This is a genomic window from Bacillus cereus group sp. MYBK101-2 (assembly GCF_051918845.1).
In the GTDB taxonomy this organism is placed as follows: Bacteria; Bacillota; Bacilli; order Bacillales; family Bacillaceae_G; genus Bacillus_A; species Bacillus_A paranthracis.
The window spans coordinates 58,831-77,839 of sequence record NZ_JBQAIE010000008.1 but is presented as its reverse complement, the minus strand read 5'-3'; the positions used below and the strand labels follow the sequence as shown (position 1 = coordinate 77,839).

Sequence of the window (19,009 nt, the reverse complement as noted above, 5' to 3'; positions counted from 1 at the left end):
GGAAAATGCTTTGTAGAAAGGGAGAAACTGCATGCCTATTATTTTAGAAAAAGGTCAAAAGATCGATTTAACGAAAGGACAACCAAAAGTAGCAAAACTACAGGTTGGCTTAGGCTGGGATCCAATTGGGCAATCAGGTGGATTTCTGTCTTCATTATTTGGAAGTAAACCAAATGTAGATTGTGATGCATCTGTTGTTATGTTAGAAGGGGATCGTTTTTTAAATAAAAACGATTTAGTTTACTTCGGAAACAAGCTTTCTACTTGTGGTAGTATTATTCATTCAGGAGATAATTTAACAGGTGAAGGCGCTGGTGATGACGAAACAATTTTCGTAGAATTACATAAAGTTCCAAGCCGTATTAATCGTTTAGTATTCGTTGTAAATATTTATGACTGTGTAAATCGTCGTCAAGATTTCGGGATGATTCGTAATGCATATATTCGTATTCAAAACCCGCAAACTGGTGAAGAATTCGCACGCTATAATTTATCTGATAATTATGCTGGCAAAACGACTCTAATTGCAGGTGAAATGTATCGCCACGGAAGTGAATGGAAGTTTTCAGCTGTTGGAGAAGGCACACAAGATAAAAACTTAAGTGAGATTGTATCACGTTATCAATAAAATAAACCGAGGAGGAATTGTGTATGGCATCAATTTCATTGAAAAAAGGACAAAAGGTAGACTTAACAAAAACGAATCCAGGTCTTTCAAAAGTTCTTGTAGGACTTGGTTGGGATACAAATCGTTATGATGGACAAGCTGATTTTGATTTAGATGTTAGTATTTTCTTAGTAGGTGCGAACGGTAAAGTTTCAGGTGCAGAGGATTTCGTTTTCTATAATAATCCAAAAGGCGCAAATGGTGCTGTAGAGCATCTAGGAGATAACCGAACTGGCGAAGGTGAAGGCGATGATGAATCTATCAAAGTAGATTTGAAAAATGTACCTGCACATATCGAACGTATTTGCTTCACAATCACAATTTACGATGGAGAAGGACGCAGCCAAAACTTTGGACAAGTTTCTAACTCTTTCGTACGTATTTTAGATGAAGAAAAGAATGCAGAGTTAATTCGTTACGATTTAGGAGAAGATTTCTCTATTGAAACAGCGGTTGTAGTAGGTGAATTATACCGTCATGCAGGTGAATGGAAGTTCAATGCAATCGGAAGTGGATTCCAAGGTGGATTAGCGTCTCTATGTAATAACTTTGGTTTAGACGTAGAGTAATAGAGTTATATATCCATCCGTAAATATATATTTGCGGATGGATACATTCTTTAAGATTAAAATATAGAGGTGAATATAAATGGCTATTCAGTTACAAAAAGGACAAAAGATTGATTTAGGTAAGACAAGTCCTGGTTTAACAAAAGCGGTAATTGGTCTTGGCTGGGATATTAAATCTTACGACGGTGGATCAGATTTCGATTTAGATGCATCAGCATTCCTATTAGATGCGAACGGAAAATGTACGAAGGAAACTGATTTTATTTTCTATAACAATTTACAGTCTCCTTGCGGATCCGTTCTACATACAGGTGATAACCGTACAGGTGAAGGTGAAGGCGACGATGAGCAACTTGTTGTGGACTTAAAGAAAGTTCCAGCAGATGTGCACAAAATTGCTATTACAGTTACAATTTATGATGCAGAAGGCCGTAGTCAAAACTTTGGACAAGTAGGAAATGCGTTCGTTCGTTTAGCGAATGAAGAAACGAATGAAGAAGTTCTTCGTTTTGATTTAGGCGAAGATTTCTCCATTGAAACAGCAGTTGTCTTTTGTGAATTATACCGTCATAATGGACAGTGGAAGTTTAATGCAGTAGGAAGTGGATTCCAAGGTGGTTTAGGTGCTCTTGTAAGAGCGTATGGCTTGGATGCATAGAAGGGAAACGATATTCGTTTCCTTTTTTTGACCTTTCTATAAATCTAGCAAAGAATAGGGGATATAGGTAAGATGAGTATTTTGCAAGGAATCCTTGATACGTATGCTCAGTTTTTCGACTTGGACATGTGGATTAAAGTGTTGCAGGATCCAGTATCTTGGGGATTAATAGGTACACTTGTTGTACTTGAAGGATTGTTATCTGCTGATAACGCACTTGTATTAGCGGTAATGGTAAAACACCTTCCGGAAGAAAAACGTAAAAAAGCATTATTCTATGGACTTATTGGAGCTTATGTATTTCGATTTATCGCAATTGGAATTGGAATGTTCTTAATTAAATTAGCGTGGGTAAAAGTGTTAGGTGCACTTTACTTAGCATGGCTTTCAGTTAAATACTTTATTGATAAACGAAAAGGTAATGCAGAAGAAGAGGAAGCTCATGGTATGAACCAAAACAGTATTCTCTTCAGAATGTTTGGTGTCTTCTGGGGAACAGTTGCGATGGTTGAATTAATGGATATCGCATTCTCTGTAGATAGCGTACTTGCTGCATTTGGTGTATCAAATGAAGTTTGGATTCTATTATTAGGTGGAATGCTTGGTATTTTAATGATGCGTGGTATCGCTGGTGTATTCTTAAAATTGTTAGAGCGTATTCCAGAACTTGAAACGACAGCATATATTTTAATCTTAATTATCGCAGCAAAAATGTTACTGTCTGTTATTCATATTGAAATAAGCCATACAGTGTTCTTCATTATTTTAGTTGTAGCATTTGGAGCAACATTTATACTTCACTACATGAAGAATTCTGGACAAGCTAAAGAAGAAGTTGCAGCTACTAAAGAAGACAATAAATAATTGAAATGGGTTTGCTCGTTTTACGAGCGCCCATTTTTTATAACCAAAAATAGTTTATAATAGAAGAAAGACTTAGAAAAAACGTAAATGTTTTTGGAGGTGAACTGTTGTGTTTTCACGTTTTACACTTCAACCATATGCATTAAAAGATGAATCAGATTTAAAGCAATTTGAAACACTTTTAGAAAAACGTCCACAATATGAGCTGACAGAGAATGAGATGAAATTTAGTTATATAGCATGTCGAATCCTTGGCGTTCCTAATGATGTAGATGAATATTTTAATGAATTATTTGATTATAGTGAAGCGAAAGGAATCGAAGTTTTACACGAACAAAATTTAAACAAAGTGATCGATTCGGAAAAACTTCGTCATATTCAAGAAGTGTTCGGATTACATCAAGAAGCACCAAATGGTCTAACAGTAAATAGGCTAGTGGCGCACTTATCTGGGAAACAACTTTTGCCAAAAGTAGACAATCCTGATTTACAGCATTATATACATACGACGTTTATTTCAGTATTGAAATTATATGAGAAACAACATAATCAATCTTTAAAGACAGAAGGCTTCCGTCGTTTCTTAATCGACATAATTAAATTAAGCGAAAATTATGTAGCGAAGTGGTTCTCTACGATTAACTATAAGAAACAAATGCCGCGTATCGTTTGGTACGGTGATGCACAGGAAAGCCGTATATATTTCTTATACTTTCTTATTATGCTCGGCTGCGATGTACTTTATTATCACCCAGAAGGAAAAGATGGATTTGAGAATGTTGATGAGGAAGGAAGAAGTTTTATTGTGTCTCATCTAAGTCGCATTTCTCTTGAGCCATTTCCAGATCGCCGCCGCGAGCGTGTTGCAACAGTAGCGTATCAAGCTTCAAAAGAAATTGAACAAGTACTTCACCACGATAATTCACTGCTGTACAAGCCGTGGCAATTTCGTTCCTATACGCCTGTAGCTCGTACATTAAAAACAACATACGATGAACTCTTTTTAATTACGAAGGAAAAGGCGTTCGTACGCCCGACATTCTTTGTTGAAAATAAACACATTTATATTCCTTCTTTATTTGCGAAAATATCAGGTGTTTCAAAAAATGATAAAGAATATTTTCAACGATTAAAGGCTGTTACATCATTTGATAATAGTTTATTAATTAATGCATTTCCGTTTACGAAAGAACAGAAAGCAAATTTCCAATACCATTATCGAGATGCATTAGACCGCGGGGGAAAATTGCATCCAGATTTAATTATGAACAGTCATTGGTGGCCGCATAAACGATTGCCAGAAGGATTACAACATGGTATTGCAGAGGCAATCATCCATACGTGTGAAAGTGAAATGTGTAAACCAATTGCAAAAGAAACGAAACAAGATGTGGCACTATATGTTTTCGCGCAACTTTCTCAAATACCACCAAATATTTTAGAACAGCTTGAGAAATTTGATTATTCACAAGATGTACCGAAAATTGTTATATTTAATAATGAGAAGAGTGGAGAATTAACTCGTTCTGATGCTGTTTTATTACTATTTTTAAATCAAATAGGAGTAGATGTATTCCACTTCAATCCAACAGGAAGAAACGACATTGAACCGTATATTGAAGCGGAGGCATTTGATTCACATTGGCTTGAAGAAGTTAATTTCGATCTTGAGTTTCATGGTTCATCAGCCTATAAAAATTTATCACAAACAATAAAAGGACTATTTCGTCCATTTTTATAAGGAAAGGGAGAATACCATATGAATAACCCAGTCGTACTAGATTCGAAAACAGAATTAAATGAGCAAACAGCACAAGATGTTCGCTTGCAGCTTAGACAAGATGCAGATGTACAACGTATTTATAATGCGGTAGATATTAAAGATCAATTAGAATTAATCGAACTTGGAAAAGAACCTTCTATGGAAATTTCACGTTTCGCTGATCAAATTTTACATACAATGTCATTATCAAAAATAGAAGATTCGGGTGAATTATTAAAACAACTTGGTAAAATTATGGACCGATTCGATAGCAAAGACTTTGCGGAAGAGAAAAGTGGTTTCTTCTCACGTATGTTCAAAAAAGCGGATAAAATGATTGAACAAATCTTTAGCAAGTATCAAACGATGGGCCGTGAAATTGATAAGGTGTATGTGGAAATTACGAAGTATCAAGATGAAATGAAAAAATCAATTGGTACGTTAGATGGTTTATATGAGCAAAACTTAAAATATTATTTAGACTTAGAAAAATACGTAGTAGCAGGAGAAATGTTATTAGAGCGTTTAAATACAGAGTTAGTTCCGATGTATGAAGAGCGTGTACGTAATAATGATCAATTAGCAGGTATTGAATTAGAGTCGCTTAAAAACTCTGTTGAAATTTTAGAACAACGTATCGATGATTTAGAAAAAGCACGTATGGTCGCGTTACTGACAGCACCACAAATTCGTATGATTCAACGTGGTAATAATAAATTAATTGGTAAAATCAATACAGCATTTATTACGACGATTCCTATCTTTAAAAATGGTATCATTCAAGCAGTAAATGCGAAGCGTCAAAAGCTTGTTGCAGATTCTATGGCTGAACTTGATCGCCGTACAAATGAATTACTGAAGAAAAATGCACAAAATATCGCGACGCAAAGTGTGGAAGTAGCGAGGTTATCAGGTTCTTCTAGTATTAAGATGGAAACGCTTGAGGAAACTTGGAACATTATTTCAAGAGGCATGCAAGAAACACAACAAATTGAAGAGCAAAACAAACGTGAGCGTGAAGAAAGTCGCAAACGTATGGCTACATTAACTGAGAACATTAAAAAAGAATTACAAGGATAAAGTGAAACTTTAATCAGTGGGGTTTTTTTCATTCCCGCTGATTATTAGCCTTCACCGATCGGATGTTTACTGCCCGGTGAATAGTGGGATAAATGAAAAGGCAATGAGGAATAGTCCTCATTGCCTTTTAGTTTTTCTTCGCTAATTTAATGATTTCATTCACAACAAGCGGAATGATACTTAATAAGAGAACAAATCCCCAATCTCGCAGCGTTAATGCATGCACACCAAATATATTTGCAAGGGGCGGGATGGAGATGATACAAACTTGCATAAGAACACCGATAAGAAGGGAGAAGACTAAATATTTATTTGTAAAAATCCCAATTGAAAAAATCGATTTCGTTCTTGAACGTAAGTTAAATGAATGAACGAGCTGAGAAAAACTAAGAACGACAAATGCCATCGTTTGAGCGTGTAATAGAGCGTCCTCATCAATTCGCTCTGGGAAAAGAGGGAATAAATTTGTATCTCCAGTATAGAACTTTGCTCCGGCAATAAAGGCTATTAGCGTTAAAAGTCCAATGACAACCCCATTGAAAATAAGGAAAGGAACGCTACCACTAAATAAGCTTTCTTTCGCATGTCGCGGTTTTTCCTTCATCACATCAGGATCTTCAGGATCAACCCCAAGTGATAATGCGGGCAGCGTATCTGTAATTAAATTTACCCACAAAATGTGAATAGGTCGTAGTGGTGTTGCCCAGCCGAGTAAAATGGCTAAAAATAAAGTGATAATTTCTCCGAAGTTACAAGAGAGTAGGAAGAGAATTGATTTTTTTATGTTACGATAAATGTTTCTACCTTCCTCAACAGCTTTCACGATAGATGAGAAATTATCATCTGTTAATACGACATCCGCTGCCCCTTTTGCAACGTCTGTTCCTGTAATGCCCATCGCTACGCCAACATCTGCTTGTTTTAAAGATGGAGCGTCATTGACGCCATCACCAGTCATAGAAACGATATTGCCTTTTGCACGTAATGCTTTTACGATCTTTACTTTATGTTCTGGAGAGACTCTAGCGAATACATGTAAGTGATCAATTTTGCTTGCTAGTTCTGTATCTGAAATGTTATCTAATTCAGTTCCAATCATAATTTCAGATATTTCTTCAGCAATGCCAAGTTCTTTAGCAATTGCAAAGGCGGTATCTTTATGGTCACCAGTAATCATAACTGTGCGAATACCGGCTTTTTTACATTCTGTAATTGAATCTTTTACTTCAGTTCGCGGTGGATCGATCATACCGACAAGACCAATAAAGATGAGGTTTTCTTCGAGATGATCTATATCCACATCGTTTGAATTGTATTGTTTAAATGCGAATGAAAGTACTCTTAAAGCTTCTTGAGACATTGACCTAGCGGCTTCTAATATTTGATCTTTATCAGCATCTGTTAGAACCTCGATTTTACCGTTTTTAAATATGTGGGTACATCGAGGTAAGAGTTTGTCGATAGCACCTTTCGTCATGCTATAGTAGCTTTCATCATATGTATGCACGGTTGACATCATTTTACGATCTGAATCGAAAGGCAGCTCATTTACACGTTCATGTATTTTTTTTAAATGATCTTTTTGCATATTAAAGGTGCTGCCGGCAACGAGAAGAGCAATTTCAGTCGGGTCTCCCGTTTGTGATTCATTGTTGTAAGACGCATCGTTACATAGCACCATATTTTCTAACAATAGACGTTGCACATCATTATTTACATTTAAATTTTCTAATTGATCGTATGTGTTATCACTATAAAAGTGAGTAACGGTCATTTTATTTTGTGTTAACGTACCTGTTTTATCTGAACAAATAATTGTGACAGAACCGAGAGCTTCAACAGCTGGTAGTTTCCGAATGATAACATTTTGTTTAATCATACGCTGCACACCAATTGCAAGAACGATGGAAACGATAGCTGGCAAACCTTCTGGAATAGCTGCAACGGCTAAACTAATAGCAGTCATAAACATTTCTAGTGTATCTCGTCCTTGTAAAAAGCCGATGAGAAACATAACGATACAAATCACTACAGCAACAAAGCCTAAATACTTTCCGACTTGTGCTAAGCTTTTTTGAAGTGGTGTCATATCATCGTCTGCTTCATGCAACAGGGTAGCAATCTTACCAATTTGTGAGTTCATTCCAGTTTCAGCAGCAACACCGACGCCTCTTCCATATGTTACAAGGGTAGACATGAAGGCCATATTTTTTTGATCACCGAGTGGTACTTGTTCATCACTTTGCATGGAAGGGTGGTAGATTGCCTCTTTATCAACAGGGACAGATTCACCAGTTAGAGCAGATTCTTCAACTTTTAAATTTGCGGTTTCGATCAGGCGTAAATCGCATGGGATATATCGTCCGGCGTCGAGCATAACGATATCACCTGGAACGACGTGCTCAGATGGAATTTCTTTTAGTTCACCATCTCGCTTGACGATAGCTTTAGGTGTCGCCATCTTTTTCAATGCCTCTAAAGCTTGTTCTGCTTTCGATTCTTGGACGACACCGATAACAGCATTTAAAACTACAACGAGTGCAATAATACTTGCATCAGCCCATTCACCTACAAAGGCAGAAATAAGAGCAGCAATAATAAGGACATATACGAGGACGTCATTAATTTGGGCGAAAATACGCTGCAATAAAGTGCGTTTTTGTTTTGTAGCTAATTCATTAAAACCATATTGCTTTAAACGTCCATTTACAATTTCTTCTGTTAAACCGTGTTGTTCGTTTGTTTCTAAGTCGATTAATGTTTGGTCTTTCGTCTTACTGTACCAATTGCTCATAAGTAAGCACCTCCAGTAAAAACAGTTAGCAATGGTAGTGTTGCTATTATTTGTGAGTAGTATGTATGGAGAAAAAATCTAAGGTGAGGTTCTACTTCTATTGTACAATATTTTACAGTTGCTTGAGGGAAAGAGAAGAGTTGTCATGAATTTGTTGGAAATAAAAAAGAGCCTCATAAACGAGGCTCCTTTACTTTTTAATTAATGTACCTAATTCTTCTGTAATAGCTTGCATTTCACTAATGCTGAATGTTTCACGTTTCATAACATGCTCATAAATGTCACGTAAGTCTTCGTACATTTCTTCATTAAAACTAGCAGCTCTCATCGCTCCAGCATTAACCATACGTAATTTTTCTTTAATAGCTTCGACCATATATTCAACGTTTTCTTCTGACTTTACGGATAAATCCACCGAAGTGTCCCCCTTTAAAATAACATAAGGCTATCTTAACATTTTTTATCATTTTCGTTAATGAATCTTTTCAATCCTATTAAATTAGTAGGGATTTCCTTTATATTTAATAATTGGTTGTTTATACTATAAGTATATATAAAGAAATGCACCAAGAAAGGAAGAAACAAAAATATGGTTCAAGTATTGTTTGTTTGTCTTGGGAACATTTGCCGTTCTCCGATGGCAGAAGCGATTTTTCGAGATCTTGTCGTAAAAGAGGGACTCGAAGAGAAAATTGTCATTGATTCTGCAGGAACTGGAGATTGGCATGTTGGCCATCCGCCACATAAAGGAACACAAAAAATTTTAAAAGAAAATGCAGTCACTTTTGAAGGAATTAAAGCAAGGCAAGTAGAAAAAGAAGACTTAACAAAGTTTGATTATATTATTGCCATGGACAACAAGAATATAGCAGATTTAAAAAGTTTAGGTAAAACTGGAGGCTATATTGGTAGGCTGTCCGATTTTGTTCCAGACGGTGGCTGGACAGACGTTCCCGACCCTTACTATACAGGGAATTTCCAAGAAGTATATGACCTTGTAACAGAAGGGTGTGCAAAGCTATTAGCTTTCATTCGAAAAGAACAAGGAATATGAGGAAGCTTAGAAAGAAATACTTTCTAACATAAGAAATGAAAGGGTGAAGGAATATGGCAAAGAAAAATAATATTGCTCGAAACATTGCGATTGGTGTAGCTGCAGGTGTAGCTGTATCTATGTTGAAGAAAGAAAACCGTGAAAAAGTAAAAAATACTGCAGAAAAAGCAAAAACAAAGATGATTGAAATTGGTGAAAATGCAAAGATTAAAGAAAAAGTGCAAACTGTTACAGATAAAGGACGCGAACTTGCTGATTTAAATGTAGTGAAAGCAAAAGTAGCAGAAATTAAAAAATTGACGCCGTCTGTTGTAGAGACGTTAAAAGAAACGAAAGAAATTTTTAGTAAGAAAAAGGTTGAGCCAGCAGAGAAGCCAGAAACGATTGAAATTCAAGCCGTTTCTCCAAAAGTAGATGAACTGAAAGCAGAAGAAGAGCCGGTAGTTGCTGAAGATGGCGGTATGAAAGAAGCGCGTGAACTATTTATGAAAGACTCCAATGTAGAGGAAAAAAAAACTGAAGCGTACATTGAGTTGAAGCAAGATAAAGAAGAGAAGAAAAGCGTTTAACCATATATGAGAAAAATTTTAGAAAAGGTGAGAAGAAATCGTACTTATTCGTTTGGTAAAGATTTATATGACCGAACGATGCGCGATGATGTAGCGGGCTTGGCAGCACAGCTCGCTTATTTCTTCTTGCTTGCGATTTTTCCTGGGCTTGTTTTCTTAATTACGCTTCTTGGATTCATTGACCTTCAAACAGAAAGTGTGCTCAACTTATTAGAACCGTACGTACCCGAAGATGCAATGTCTTTAATTGAAGTAAACGTTGATAAAGTTGTAAATGAGCAAAATGGTGGTTTATTATCATTTGGTTTATTATCAATGCTATGGTTTGCTTCAAATGGTGTAAATGCGGTGATGAATGCTTTTAACCGTGCGTATGATGTAACAGAAACACGTTCTTTTATTAAAACGAGGGCGTTATCAATTGTATTTACATTAGCGATTATTTTTATGATTGTGTTTGCACTAATTGTTCCAGTGTTTGGACAAGTCATTGGGGCAGCTGTATTTAAAGCAATTGGTTTATCGGATAGTTTTTCTTACGTGTGGAGTATTACGCGTTTAGTAGCGAGTTTCTTCGTGTTATTTGCATTGTTTAGTTTTTTATATACATTTGCACCAGATCGAAAATTAAAAAGAAGAGAAGTCATTTCAGGAGCAACATTTGCTACTGTAGGATGGATTGTGGTATCGTACTCATTTGCTTATTATGTAGATAAGTTTGCGAATTACGCCAATACATATGGTGGTCTCGGTGGTATTATTATTTTAATGTTATGGTTTTACTTAACTGGATGGGTAATTTTACTTGGCGGTGAAATTAATGGTTTACTCCATCATTATAGGACGGGTGACAATAATTCCCGTAATGAAAAGTGAGCTCTTGTTCCATAATAATAGGGAACAGGGGGGATATTTCATGAGTAATAATAAAAAGAATCACAACAATAAAAATAACAATAAACAAAAGAGTAGTTCGCATCCAAAGCATAAGACGAGTGGTAGTGCAAACGGGCATAATAGCTACCATTAGAAAAAACGGGTCCTTTATGAGGGACCCGTTTTAATTGTTTCCTTTTAATAATCGTAAGCCATTTAAAATAACAAGAATCGTACTTCCCTCATGCCCGATAACACCGAATGGAAGAGCTAAAAATTGCATGAAGTTTGAACAAATGAGCATTGCAATTACAGCTAGTGAAAAGATTACGTTTTGCTTTACAATACGGTTCATTCGTTTTGATAAACGAATTGCTTGTGAAAGTCGAGATAACTCGTTCTTCATAAGTACAACGTCTGCCGTTTCTAAAGCTACGTCTGTTCCTTCTCCCATTGCTACACCAATGCTAGCAGTAGCGAGTGCAGGGGCATCATTTATACCATCTCCGACCATTGCTACTGTCCCGTATTTTTCTTTTAGCTTTTTAATCGTTTCCACTTTTGTTTCTGGTAAGCATGATGCGTAATATTCCTTTATATTACTTTCAGAGGCAATTGCTTTTGCTGTTTCTTCATTATCACCAGTAATCATAATTGCTTCGACACCGATACTTTGTAATTCGCGAATAGCAGCTATCGTTTCTGGGCGAAGCGTATCTTTTAAAGCGATAAGGCCAAGAATGCCATCCTTATCACTAATATAAACGACAGTTTTACCTTCTTTTTCAAGTGAGGCAGAAACACCATTATGAAATGTCTTTGTTTCTTCACCAATAAAATCAGCTTTACCTATTTTATAAGCTTTGCTTTCAAATATTCCTTTTAGCCCAAAACCAGTTACATCTTCAACATTTTCTGGTTTTTTTAATGTAATGTCATACGTATGTTGTGCATATTTCACAATAGATTCAGCTAAAGGATGTGTAGAGTGACTTTCAATTGCTGCTGTAATAGAAAGTACTTCTTTTTTTGTCATATTTTCTCGAACATATACATCTGTTACAGTAGGTTTTCCTTCTGTTAATGTTCCTGTTTTATCAAAAGCAATTGCTTTTACTGAAGCGAGACGCTCTAAATGTATGCCACCTTTAAAGAGAATTCCGTTTCTTGCGCCGTTAGAAATAGCAGATAACGTTGCTGGTGTAATGGCAGCAACGAGTGCACAAGGAGATGCTACTACAAGTAAGATCATAGCGCGATAAAACGTTTCATTCCAGCTCCAATCTAGTAAGAAATGAGGGACGAACATCATAAGCGCAACAACGAGTAGTACACCTTTTACATATGTTCCTTCAAACTTTTCGATGAATAGTTGTGATGGTGATTTTTCACTTTGTGCACTTTGAACGAGACGAATAATCTTTTGGAATAATGTTTGATCACTCGGCTTCGTAATTTTAACTTCGATAGCACCGCGTAAATTTACAGTACCAGCAAATACTTCATCACCATGTTTTTTTTCATTTGGAATAGGTTCACCAGTAATCGCTGCCTCATCGATATTTGTTTCACCGCTATGAATCGTACCGTCAGCAGGAACGCGCTCACCTGGCTTAATTAGAATAATGTCGTTAATTTGTAATCGTCCAACAGGAACACGTTCTTCAGTTCCATTTGAAATACGTAATGCTTCTTCCGGTTGTAAATCAAGAAGCGCTGAAATTTCTTTTTGACTTTTACTTAATGTATAAGATTCCATCGCACCGCTTAGTGCGAAGATAAAGATTAAAATGGCACCTTCTGCCCAGTAGCCAATAATTGCAGCACCGATAGCAGCAAAGAGCATAAGCATTTCGACATTTAGCTCTTTCTCCTCAATTGTATCTTCAATACCTTCTTTTGCTTTTGCATATCCACCAACTATATAAGCAAGGATATAGCAAGTAATGCCTACATTCATTACATCGTTCTTTGTGAATAACCAACCAGCTAAAATGAAAATACCAGATGCGATTGCAAATATAAGTTCATAATGTGTCTTTAATGTATCCCATAAAGAGGGATGAGAAATAGACTTTTGTACTTGTAATGTTTTTACTTCTGAGTTCATTACTACTCGCTCCTTCCAAATTCTTATTGAGAAAAATAATCAAAATCGAAACCCCTATAAAACGACGAAAGCTGCCATCCATAATGGATAGCAGCATTTCTGTTGAATCTGTTTTTAACAGTTATTATGTTGTAATTATTCTATAGTATAGCATATGTTTTCGTTAGATGATATGTTTTTGTTTGCATATAAACTGAAAACTTGTGTTTTCACACTTCCTTTGGTATATATGAATATTGTTCGTAAAAAAGATCGGAAAGGAAGACAACAAGTGAAGACAGAGAAATTTTTTACCCATCCGATTGGCGTATTTATTGCTGCAATAGTAGCAACTTTTTTATGGGGAAGCGCATTTCCTTTTATTAAATTAAGTTATGCTGAACTTGGAATTCAGCCACAAGAAGTTGGGGAGCAAATATTATTTGCTGGTTATCGTTTCTTCTTATCTGGGGTTATGCTTTTATTCTTCTTTAAAGCGTTAGGAAAAGATATGAGCTTCAAAAAAGGAACGGGGAAGCAGTTAGTACAAATTGGCTTATTTCAAACATTTCTTCAATATATATGTTTTTATATTGGAATGAGTTATAGTTCTGGCATTGAAGGAGCTATCATTTCAGGAACATCATCATTCTTTCAAATTTTACTTGCGCACTTCTTATATAAAGACGATGCGCTCAATATGAAAAAAATAATTGGAGTCTCTATCGGATTTTGTGGTGTCGTTTTAGTAAATGTACCGAGTGATGGTAGTTTGTCATTCCATTTCGGAATTGGTAGTTTATTACTTCTGAGTGCAGCAATGTTGTACTCGTATGGGAATATATTGGCGAAAGAAGGTAGTAAAACATTAGATGTTGGCTATATGACAGCATACCAAATGATTTTTGGTTCTATCGGGCTATTATGTATAGGGGGTTTGCAAGTTGGAGTCATGCCATTTACATTTAGTGTACATGCAATACTTATGCTTATCTACTTATCTTTCTTATCCGCAGCAGGCTTTTGTATTTGGAATACAATTATGAAGTACAACAAAGTTGGAAAAGTATCAATGTACATGTTCTTTATACCCGTATTTGGTGTGTTATTATCGAGCATGATTTTAGGAGAAGCAATTCATTCATTTGTATTATTTGGTTTAGCATGTGTAGCCGTGGGAATTATCGTGGTGAATCGTACGCCAGCTAAGCAGAAAATGGAGCAAGAAAAACAAGTAGCATAAATAACAGAAAACCGATTACAATGGAAGAACAGTACTGTTCTTCTTTTTTTATGTAGAAAAAGGATAATAGACTAGGTATAACGAAAAAAGATACAAAAAGCATTTATTGGGGAGAACGTGTTATGAATCTACTTTACATGGTGTTAATTGCACAAATCATTCTTTTTTTAATTGGTGTAATTTATGCAATAGGACAGACAAAAAAGAAAAGAAATAATATGCCGTTACCTTTAGCTGTGCGTCTTATTCTTAGTTTTTCTTTAACAGCAAGTGCAATTTGGATATGGTTACAAGATCCATCAGTAGATTATAGTACGTGGGTTGCACTAGGTATGACGTTATCAACTGTAGGGGATTTATTTATGGCAGGTTTAATTCCAATTGGTCACAGGCTAATTGGAGGGATGATTACTTTCGCGCTTGCGCATTGTTTTTATGTAAAAGCATTTTTGCAAACAGGCATTTCATGGAATGGTTTTTGGATTGGTTTACTCGTATACGGACTCTTTCTCATTATAGGATGGTTCTTTTTTATTCGAAATGAGAAACAAGATAAATTGTTTACGATAGGGGCGCTAATTTACGGATTGTGGGTTGGAGGAATGGCTTGCTTTGCATTCGCCTTATACTATGAGAATACAGGAATATGGTGGATACCAGCTTTTGGTGGTTTACTATTTGTGATTTCTGATTTTATTATTGGCGTGACAGATATTGGAGGGAGCAAATTAAAGTATGAACCACTTTGGATTTGGTTTACATATGTAGCGGCTCAAATGTGTATTGTATATGTGGGAATATAAAAAGATACTCTTCGAATAGTGGATAGACTATTTGAAGAGTATCTTTTTTGTTACTATGCTACAATGTTTTTTTGTTGTAGAGCAGAAAGGCTGTATTCATCTGCTGCTTTATAACCTTGGGATAATAAATCATTGATGTAAAGCTTGTTGTAAATAAAGCAGAAGACTAAGTTAGAGAATCCGAATGTAAACATACTAGCGACTAAAATAATTAAAAACCATTTCCAGTCTCCACGGAATATAGCAGGGAAGAAACCAAAGAAAAATACAGTCCAACTAAAACCAATTTTTGCTTGTTTAATTTGACCGGTATTTTCATTTTTAAGCATAACTTTCATAGAAAAAGTCCTCCTAAGTAACTAAAAATATAATGATAAATGCAAGGTATAGTATATCAAAATAATACATTCTTGAATATTATTATTTGTATTTTTGTAATATTGTAATTTCGCAATTCAGAATCTTGTGGAAAATATACAGTTGAAGTCTTTATAATAAAAGTAAAAAAACGATGAGATGGTGGAATGATGCAAAAGAAAAAACGTTTGCGTGAATTCTTTGGAACAATTGCAATTGCTTGTTTGCTCGTGCTTTTGGCGAAAATTTTCGTATTTTTTCCTACGACTGTAAAAGGGGCGTCTATGAAGCCAACGTTACAAGATGGGGATAAGGTGATTGTGAATAAGTTGGCAAAGAAATTTGAAAGTTATGGGAGAGAAGATATTATTGTTGTAAAGACAGATAATTTTTATGTGAAAAGGGTTATTGGTTTGCCTGGCGATGTTATTGAGGTGAGAAATGATCAATTATATGTGAATTATGAAGTGATAGAGGAATCGTATTTGTATAGTAATAAAAAACAAGCTGAAAAAAAACTTATGAATTTAACGGAGGACTTTGGACCGATTACAGTTCCTAAAAATAAGATTTTTGTTATGGGAGATAATCGCTTAATAAGCAGAGATAGTAGAAATGGTTTAGGACTCATTGATAAAGCTGATGTATTAGGAGAATTAGCAGCAATTTATTATCCATTTGAACATATGAAAATAATGAATTAAAGTAAAAAACCAAGCAAATTTCAGTTTGCTTGGTTTTTTATGTTAAATCGTAGGAGACTCATTAAATTCATAGACGTCTTCATTGTTTTTGTGCGTACTTAAAACGAATTTGTGCTGTAATAGTTGCAGTTTAAAGAATGCTAACGGATCGTGATAAGTTTCTGGATTGCTTCTTAACGTTGCTAATGTTTGCTCGTCTTCCTGTATTTCAAGTTGAGCGGCTTCTACATTTTGTTTCAATATGCTAAGTGGATCTTTAAAGAACATCATGATATCTCGTTCTAATGCGCCTTCAAATACTTCAAATTGAAGGAAGAATTGTTTTGAGATTGTTTGAGCAATTTCCGTATAGTCTTCCGTTTCAATGTATTGTTTATATTTGTTTGCAAGCATAGATTGATTCTTTTGCATGTTACCAAATAGTTTTCCTGCACTCTTTAAGAAAAATTGTGTCGGTGTAAAGCGTAATAAAATATTGATGTTCGATACTGTAATTCTATTTGTCATACGTACAACATCTCGATGCCAATCATCTAGTAATTTGAAATCGCAAGGAAGTTTCATACGTTCTTCTTTATATAATTTATTAAACGTTTCACTCATTTCATCTAAATAAGATTGAGCTTGAATAAATTCATTATGCGCTGTTTCAATCCACTCTTGAATAAACCCAGTAAATTTAGGGAGAAGCACTTGCTGTACATGTTTTTGAATTCGTTCGTTCATCGCAGTATTTAATTCTTCATGAACTAATTTGAAATCACTATCTTCTTGAACAAGGTCAGAGCAGCTCTGTAATAATTCAGGAATTTGAGAATGGATATCTCTTGTGATTTCTTCTTTCGTTAAAAGATAAGATTCTGTAATAGAACGAATTTTATCTTTTTCAAGAGCAGTAAGATTGTTAATAAATCCGTTTAGTTTTACTGAGATATGTTTATTCCAGCGTACTGATTTGACTAATGTATTTTCTAATTCCACACGTTCATTTACAAGGTATGCGATTGTCTTTTGAGTAAACCATATTAGCTTTTCGATACGTTCTTGTTCTATATCTCGTTCTGCTAGATTAGAAAGAATAGACTCTGTCACGTCCCCAAGTTGCTGGCTTCCCTCTTGTGAAGGAGAGTATGGGAAGAACTGCGCATTTGGGAAATGGACTTTCATCTTACTCATTAGTTTTTCATTCGTACCCGCACTATTTGTATGTAATACGAAATGAATTTGTAAGTTTGGTACTTGTTCACGTAAATAAAGTAATGTATCAAGTTCTTCACCATGTAACGATGAAGCAGAATTTAATACGTAAATAAGGCTATCTGCGGCTTGTAAGTATTCAAAATATGAGCTGTTTTTATCCACTTGTCCTCGAACAGATGGTGTAACAAGAAATGCAAATTTATTCTTTCTCAAAAATCTACTTGGTAATTTAATTTCTATACATTTGTTCTCAAGTTCTGATTGTTCAGGTGTAGCCATTATTTGATGGAATTCATCAAAGTTCGGTATATTGTGCACATCTAACGCAGTGAATTCTGTTATTTCAGTTTGGCTATCATCTTTAAATAGAATAGGAGTTGTTATAGTTTCAGTTAAGATGTTCTCTCCTAATATTGAATTGACGAATGATAATTTATCATGGTCACTAGTTCCCGAAATTAGTAATTTTGTAACATTTAAATCACATAGTTCATGAACGAGTAACGTAAATTGATGACTTAAATCTACATCATTTTTTTCAGCCCATACAGCAATTGTTTCGAATAAATGAGAAACAGTTTCCATATTCACATTTGTTTCAGCTGTTGAATTAGAGAGTAGGGCTCCCGCACTTTTTACGAGTAATGACTCTAAAGTTGTAGGTGAAACTTCATTCCACGCTAACACTGCAGCAGAGACGAATAGGGCGTCTTTTGCTCTCGTTAAACTAAACCAATTTGTTAATAAGTCAGGTACAAGTCCTTGCATTTCATGCATGAAATGTTCACCAGTAATTAATTCAAAGTACGTATCTTGATAGCGTTCAACAATTTCATGCCAATCGTCATTGTTGTCTGTCTCAATATGTAAGAATAAATGATTGATTGTTTGAATCCAAGGTAGATGTGACTTTTCATTTTGATAGCTGTTCCAAAGAGTGATAACAAGTTCCTTAAATTGGACTTGATCAATTGCATATAAAGCTTTTAAAGATTCATAGAAATATTCTGGTTTGATTTGTTTCGTAAATCCTTGATTCACATAATTAATTAAAGTATCGAACCAGTGTAATGATTTTGTTCGAATTCCTTCTTGAACGGCAAGTTCGATGGCATTATTCCAATCTTCTTGTTTTTCATAGAACGAGCGAGCAATTGAAGTAATATTTGGATAGTCAGGTTGAAATGCAACAGCTTCACTAATCGTCTTAAATGCTAGACCTAAACGATCTTGTTCGATATAAAGAGAAAGAAGTTGTAAGGAAACTTCCATTGTAAGAGTTGTATCTTCCGTTTGGATAGATTGATACATTTCTTCTGCTTTTGGTAAGAATCCTAGTTCAAAATAAGCATCTGCAATATTTTTGGTTGCCCAAAGTGCAAGCTCGTTATTTACTTTCTCCCATTTAAATATCGCTGCTTCAAAGTCTTTATTTTGGTAATAAAATTCACCTTGAGCAAAGCGAATATTAGAAATGTTGGAGAATTCATTTGTAGATTCATTTATATATGCTTCACCGAGTACTTCTGATACTGGAGTAGAAGTTTCTTCTGTTAAAAATGTTTTATAGTAAACCTTTTGGATAAATTGATTTTCAATGGTCATGTTCGTTCCCCCTGTATAATTTAGAAAAATGATGTTGTATGTAAAGGGTGCATGTTCTTTTAATAGGTAGAAGTTGCATTATATCGACCAAACTGTGTTTTTGCTATGTATATCA

At 35.2% G+C, this 19,009-nt stretch carries 17 protein-coding genes; 12 read left to right on the top strand and 5 right to left on the bottom strand.

From position 1 onward, the window contains the following. Positions 1-31 precede the first annotated feature (31 nt). The 6 genes from ACTFSI_RS16755 (at position 32) to ACTFSI_RS16730 (ending at position 5,600) form a co-directional block, all read left to right on the top strand. A complete protein-coding gene (locus tag ACTFSI_RS16755) occupies positions 32-628 on the top strand; it encodes a TerD family protein (RefSeq protein ID WP_001121583.1) in 597 nt (198 codons plus the stop codon). A gap of 23 nt (positions 629-651) precedes the next feature. Next, on the top strand, positions 652-1,236 hold the full coding sequence (locus ACTFSI_RS16750; protein WP_000146723.1) for a TerD family protein: 585 nt from the start codon (positions 652-654) through the stop codon (positions 1,234-1,236). Between the two features lie 79 nt (positions 1,237-1,315). Next, entirely contained in the window at positions 1,316-1,894 is a 579-nt protein-coding gene (locus ACTFSI_RS16745; RefSeq protein ID WP_001007533.1) for a TerD family protein, read from the top strand. Between the two features lie 72 nt (positions 1,895-1,966). After that, positions 1,967-2,758 (top strand): TerC family protein, encoded by a 792-nt coding sequence (locus ACTFSI_RS16740; protein ID WP_000025694.1) that lies wholly within the window; start codon positions 1,967-1,969, stop codon positions 2,756-2,758. A 109-nt stretch (positions 2,759-2,867) separates the two neighbouring features. Continuing rightward, complete coding sequence (locus tag ACTFSI_RS16735) at positions 2,868-4,499, top strand: YceG family protein (protein WP_440045509.1); 1,632 nt, start codon at positions 2,868-2,870, stop codon at positions 4,497-4,499. A gap of 18 nt (positions 4,500-4,517) precedes the next feature. After that, positions 4,518-5,600 (top strand): toxic anion resistance protein, encoded by a 1,083-nt coding sequence (locus ACTFSI_RS16730; protein WP_001064413.1) that lies wholly within the window; start codon positions 4,518-4,520, stop codon positions 5,598-5,600. A 127-nt stretch (positions 5,601-5,727) separates the two neighbouring features. On the opposite strand, the gene ACTFSI_RS16725 is transcribed toward ACTFSI_RS16730, so the two are convergent. Further along, on the bottom strand, positions 5,728-8,394 hold the full coding sequence (locus tag ACTFSI_RS16725; RefSeq protein WP_440045508.1) for a cation-translocating P-type ATPase: 2,667 nt from the start codon (positions 8,392-8,394) through the stop codon (positions 5,728-5,730). A 190-nt stretch (positions 8,395-8,584) separates the two neighbouring features. Further along, complete coding sequence (locus ACTFSI_RS16720) at positions 8,585-8,809, bottom strand: DUF1128 domain-containing protein (protein WP_000366197.1); 225 nt, start codon at positions 8,807-8,809, stop codon at positions 8,585-8,587. A gap of 174 nt (positions 8,810-8,983) precedes the next feature. On the opposite strand from ACTFSI_RS16720, the gene ACTFSI_RS16715 reads away from it, so the two are divergent. Genes ACTFSI_RS16715 through ACTFSI_RS16705 form a run of 3 tightly spaced genes read left to right on the top strand, consistent with a single transcriptional unit; the run spans position 8,984 to position 10,893 of the window. Then, entirely contained in the window at positions 8,984-9,448 is a 465-nt protein-coding gene (locus tag ACTFSI_RS16715) for a low molecular weight protein-tyrosine-phosphatase (protein ID WP_000250909.1), read from the top strand. Positions 9,449-9,501: 53 nt separating this feature from the next. Then, positions 9,502-10,017, top strand: coding sequence for a DUF4075 domain-containing protein (locus ACTFSI_RS16710; RefSeq protein WP_001085393.1), 516 nt, complete (start codon positions 9,502-9,504; stop codon positions 10,015-10,017). Between the two features lie 6 nt (positions 10,018-10,023). Further along, positions 10,024-10,893 carry a YihY/virulence factor BrkB family protein gene (locus tag ACTFSI_RS16705; protein ID WP_001226530.1) on the top strand — a complete coding sequence of 290 codons (870 nt, stop codon included), beginning with the start codon at positions 10,024-10,026 and terminating at the stop codon, positions 10,891-10,893. A 184-nt stretch (positions 10,894-11,077) separates the two neighbouring features. Here ACTFSI_RS16705 and ACTFSI_RS16700 read toward each other — a convergent pair whose 3' ends face one another. Next, complete coding sequence (locus tag ACTFSI_RS16700; RefSeq protein ID WP_440045507.1) at positions 11,078-13,003, bottom strand: heavy metal translocating P-type ATPase; 1,926 nt, start codon at positions 13,001-13,003, stop codon at positions 11,078-11,080. Between the two features lie 271 nt (positions 13,004-13,274). On the opposite strand from ACTFSI_RS16700, the gene ACTFSI_RS16695 reads away from it, so the two are divergent. Both ACTFSI_RS16695 and ACTFSI_RS16690 read left to right on the top strand, forming a co-directional pair. Then, positions 13,275-14,225, top strand: coding sequence for a DMT family transporter (locus tag ACTFSI_RS16695; RefSeq protein ID WP_070807270.1), 951 nt, complete (start codon positions 13,275-13,277; stop codon positions 14,223-14,225). A gap of 122 nt (positions 14,226-14,347) precedes the next feature. Beyond that, positions 14,348-15,028, top strand: coding sequence for a lysoplasmalogenase (locus ACTFSI_RS16690; RefSeq protein WP_440045506.1), 681 nt, complete (start codon positions 14,348-14,350; stop codon positions 15,026-15,028). A 53-nt stretch (positions 15,029-15,081) separates the two neighbouring features. Here the strand turns inward: ACTFSI_RS16690 and ACTFSI_RS16685 are convergent, their stop codons facing one another. Beyond that, positions 15,082-15,366, bottom strand: a complete 285-nt coding sequence (locus ACTFSI_RS16685) for a hypothetical protein (RefSeq protein WP_000867043.1) — start codon at positions 15,364-15,366, stop codon at positions 15,082-15,084. A gap of 186 nt (positions 15,367-15,552) precedes the next feature. Between ACTFSI_RS16685 and lepB the strand changes: the two genes are divergently transcribed. Continuing rightward, positions 15,553-16,089 carry a signal peptidase I gene (gene lepB, locus ACTFSI_RS16680; protein ID WP_070805155.1) on the top strand — a complete coding sequence of 179 codons (537 nt, stop codon included), beginning with the start codon at positions 15,553-15,555 and terminating at the stop codon, positions 16,087-16,089. Between the two features lie 42 nt (positions 16,090-16,131). Here lepB and ACTFSI_RS16675 read toward each other — a convergent pair whose 3' ends face one another. After that, a complete protein-coding gene (locus ACTFSI_RS16675) occupies positions 16,132-18,894 on the bottom strand; it encodes a tetratricopeptide repeat protein (RefSeq protein ID WP_440045505.1) in 2,763 nt (920 codons plus the stop codon). Positions 18,895-19,009 lie beyond the last annotated feature (115 nt).